This is a genomic window from Gordonibacter pamelaeae 7-10-1-b, from assembly GCF_000210055.1.
GTDB classification, from domain to species: Bacteria; Actinomycetota; Coriobacteriia; order Coriobacteriales; family Eggerthellaceae; genus Gordonibacter; species Gordonibacter pamelaeae.
Genome location: NC_021021.1, coordinates 285,937 through 289,382 on the forward strand (window position 1 = coordinate 285,937; position 3,446 = coordinate 289,382).

Annotated in this window: 3 protein-coding genes and 2 tRNA genes; 3 read left to right on the plus strand and 2 right to left on the minus strand. The window is 65.1% G+C overall.

Annotated elements, in window-relative coordinates:
* A partial coding sequence (locus tag GPA_RS01255; protein WP_041239909.1) for an NYN domain-containing protein occupies nucleotides 1–375 on the minus strand: 375 nt, incomplete at its 3' end.
* Nucleotides 376–624: 249 nt separating this feature from the next.
* Between GPA_RS01255 and GPA_RS01260 the strand changes: the two genes are divergently transcribed.
* Nucleotides 625–701, plus strand: a tRNA-His gene (locus GPA_RS01260).
* A gap of 90 nt (nucleotides 702–791) precedes the next feature.
* Nucleotides 792–867, plus strand: a tRNA-Lys gene (locus GPA_RS01265).
* Between the two features lie 353 nt (nucleotides 868–1,220).
* Here the strand turns inward: GPA_RS01265 and GPA_RS01270 are convergent.
* A complete protein-coding gene (locus tag GPA_RS01270) occupies nucleotides 1,221–2,387 on the minus strand; it encodes a phosphoglycerate dehydrogenase (RefSeq protein WP_015538717.1) in 1,167 nt (388 codons plus the stop codon).
* 329 nt (nucleotides 2,388–2,716) lie between these two features.
* Between GPA_RS01270 and GPA_RS01275 the strand changes: the two genes are divergently transcribed.
* Entirely contained in the window at nucleotides 2,717–3,292 is a 576-nt protein-coding gene (locus GPA_RS01275) for a flavodoxin family protein (protein WP_015538718.1), read from the plus strand.
* Nucleotides 3,293–3,446: the final 154 nt, after the last annotated feature.

A 3,446-nucleotide genomic window follows, 5' to 3' on the forward strand; every position in this document is an offset into this window, starting at 1 on the left:
GCCCATGCCGATGACCGTGAGGCCGCTCTCGCGGATGCGGCTGGCCAGGCGCGTGAAGTCGCTGTCGCTCGACACGATGCAGAAGCCCTCCACCGAGCGCGTGTACAGGATGTCCATGGCGTCGATGATCATGGCCGAGTCGGTGGCGTTCTTGCCCTGCGTGTAGCCGAACTGCTGGATGGGCGTGATGGAGTTCTCCAGCAGCGCGTCCTTCCATTTGGCGTGGAGCGTGAGTGTCCAGTCGCCGTAGATGCGCTTGTAGGTGACGGTGCCGTACTTCGACAGCTCGTCGGTGATGGGCTTTATATACTTCGCCGACACGTTGTCGGCGTCGATCAAGAGCGCGAAGCGCTTTTCAGATGATTGCTTTTCCACGTGGTGCCGCTCCTCGGTGAAAGGGATGGTGGCGGGCGCGCCCAGGCGCGCGACGCCGGCTTTTGCGCCGTGGCCGGAAGCGGTCGGCAGCCCGAAGCTGTTCCAACCGGCGGAAAACACGGCGTTTCAGGCAACTATACTACTCTAAACGGGCCGATCAGAGCCCGATTGCAGCAAGTCTGATACAATTTGTCCATAATCCTCTTGCACTCAGGGGAGAAAATCCGTATACTTCCACCTTGCGCCTTGGTGGCTATAGTTCAGTTGGCTAGAACGCCAGATTGTGGCTCTGGAGGTCGTCGGTTCGAGTCCGATTAGCCACCCCAGCGCGCTTTTTGAAATTAGGGCTTGCAATCGCTGGACGCATGCTTTAAGATAGCCCAGCGCTTTGAGCACTTTGACATAGTTTTTTCTTTGGACCGTTAGCTTAGTTGGTAGAGCAGGGGACTCTTAATCCCAAGGTCCGGGGTTCGAGTCCCCGACGGTCCACCATTGAAATCAAATCAACCCCGCTTATGCGGGGTTGTTGCATTTTTGGGGAACGGTGACTCGAACCGATGAGGTGGTTTTCCGTTAAGAGAACAGCCCGGTGGGCTGTTCTTAGGAAAACGCCCGAGGCATCTGCGATGCCGAGGGGTGCGGATTCGCGAAGCGAATACGCGAGTCCCCGACGGTCCACCATTGAGAACCTAAAAGCCAGCCGGCAGAACCGGCTGGCTTTTTTCGTTTTGCGAGCATCTTCCCTCCCCGCCTGCGGGGAGGAGGGCCGAACCCGAGAACGGGCCGGCCCTGCTGCCGCCGCGCCGCATGCCCCTCGGACATGCGGCGCGGCTCGGAACCTCCCTTTAACACACCACGCGCACGCGGCGGACGCCCTCGAGGGCCTCCAGCTTCTCCACGGCGGTGGCGGGCACGGGCTGGTCGAGGTCGAGCATCGTGTAGGCGGCGTCGCCGCGGGACTTGTTCGTCATGTTCTCGATGTTCACGCCCTCCTCGCCGAACACATCGGTGATGCGGCTGATCATGCTGGGGATGTTCTCGTGCATGACGGCCGCGCGGCTCATGCCGGCAGGGCACGCGCCCATGTCGCACGCGGGGAAGTTCACCGAGTTCTTGATGTTGCCGTTCTCAAGGTAGTCCATCATCTCCTGCACGGCCATGGCGGCGCAGTTGTCCTCGGCCTCGGCGGTCGACGCGCCCAGGTGGGGCAGCACGATCGCGTGCTCCATCTTCATGACCTCGGGCGTGGCGAAGTCGGTGATGTAGGCGCCCACCTTGCCCGACGCCAGCGCCGAGGCCATGGCGGCGTTGTCCACGAGCGTGTCGCGCGAGAAGTTCAGCACCACGGCGCCGTCCTTCATGAGCGAGCAGGCGCGCCCGCCCACCATGCCGATGGTGCCCTCCATGGCCGGCACATGGATGGTGAGGTAGTCGCAGGTGCGGAAGAGGTCGTCCAGGTTCGTGACGTGGTGGACGGCGCTCGAGATGCGCCATGCGGCGCCCACCGAGACGTACGGGTCGTAGCCGTACACGTCCATGCCCAGCGCCACAGCCGCGTTCGCCACCTCGGCGCCGATGGCGCCCAGACCGATGACGCCCAGCTTCTTGCCCTTGATCTCGCAGCCGGCGAACTGCTTCTTCGCCTTCTCCGCCGCCTTGGCGATGTTCGGGTCGTCGGCGTTGTCGCGGCACCATGCGATGCCGTCCACGATGCCGCGGCTTCCCAGCAGAAGCGCGCACAGCACGATCTCCTTCACGGCGTTGGCGTTGGCGCCCGGCGTGTTGAACACGACGATGCCCTCCTCGGCGCAACGATCCGTGGGGATGTTGTTCACGCCCGCCCCCGCGCGCGCGATGGCCAGGAGACCGTCGCCGAACGCCATGTCGTGCATGGCGGCGCTGCGCACGAGGATGGCCGATGCCCTCGCAGGGTCGTCGGTGAGCTCGTAGGAATCGGTGAGCAGGTCGGTTCCGTGCGAGGAAATGTTGTTCAAGCAGTGGACGTAGCGCATGGTTCTTCTCCTTCTCTTGTATAAGGTGAGGCCGAGGGCTGCCGTCGCGCAGGGGAGCCGCGCCGTCGTTGCGTGGGAGCCGAGCCGCTTTAGCCTGCTACAGCAGTATACTCCCTCCCCCGCCCGGCGGGCGGCGAAAGGGCGGCGCCCGCGCGAACGAGCGCGTGGGCGGGAAGCAGGGACGCGATTTGAAAACCGTCGCAGCGGGGCCGCGGTGGGCGCGGTACAATCGGCTGCGACGGAAGCCGCGCACGGCTGACGGGAACGGCGCGGCGTGCGCGGCAAGGCAAAGCGGATGCGGCCAGGCAGACGAGGGAAGGCGGAGGACCATGGGGAAGAACGTGCTGGTGCTGAACGGGAGCCCGAGGAGGAACGGCAATACGGCGGCGCTCGTCGACGCGTTCGCGGAAGGGGCCGCCCAGGCGGGCCACGACGTCGTGCGATTCGACGTGGCGCTCATGGACATCGCGCCGTGCCGGGGCTGCTTGGGCGGCGGCGCCGATGCGGACAGCCCCTGCGTGCAGAAGGACGACATGGACGCCGTATACGCCGCCTACCGCGCGGCCGACGTGGTGGTGCTGGCGTCGCCTATGTACTGCTGGAGCGTCACCGCGCAGGAGAAGGCCGTGCTCGACCGCCTGTTCGCGCTCATGGAGGCCGGCATGCGCGCCGCGGAGGCGGCCGCAGCCGAGGCGGGCGGCAAGGGCTGCGTGCTGCTCATGCCCGCCGAGGAGGACACGGAACGCAACTTCGCCCCCGTCGTCTCCTACTACGAGGTGCTCTGCGAGCGCATGGGTTGGCGCGACCTGGGTCGCGTGCTGGCAGGCGGCGTGTACCGCGTAGGCGACATCGCCGGCAACCCCGCCCTCGACGATGCCCGCGAGCTGGGTGCCAGCCTGCGGTAAGGCAAAGAGGGCGGCAAGCGAGGGCGCGAGCGCCCAACGGGCGGTTTCGACGGGCGATCGAAACCGCCCGTCTTTTTTCGGGCAGAGCGCAACAAATGACGGTTCCTTCCCCGTGTTCTAGGGGAAAGGAGATGGGATATGGAAGAATCAGGCG

What these genes read in the sequence shown, in the direction of transcription:
- GPA_RS01275 (WP_015538718.1), top strand. Translation starts at nt 2,717, where the DNA reads ATGGGGAAGAACGTGCTGGTGCTGAACGGGAGCCCGAGGAGGAACGGC.
- GPA_RS01270 (WP_015538717.1), bottom strand. Translation starts at nt 2,387, where the DNA reads ATGCGCTACGTCCACTGCTTGAACAACATTTCCTCGCACGGAACCGAC.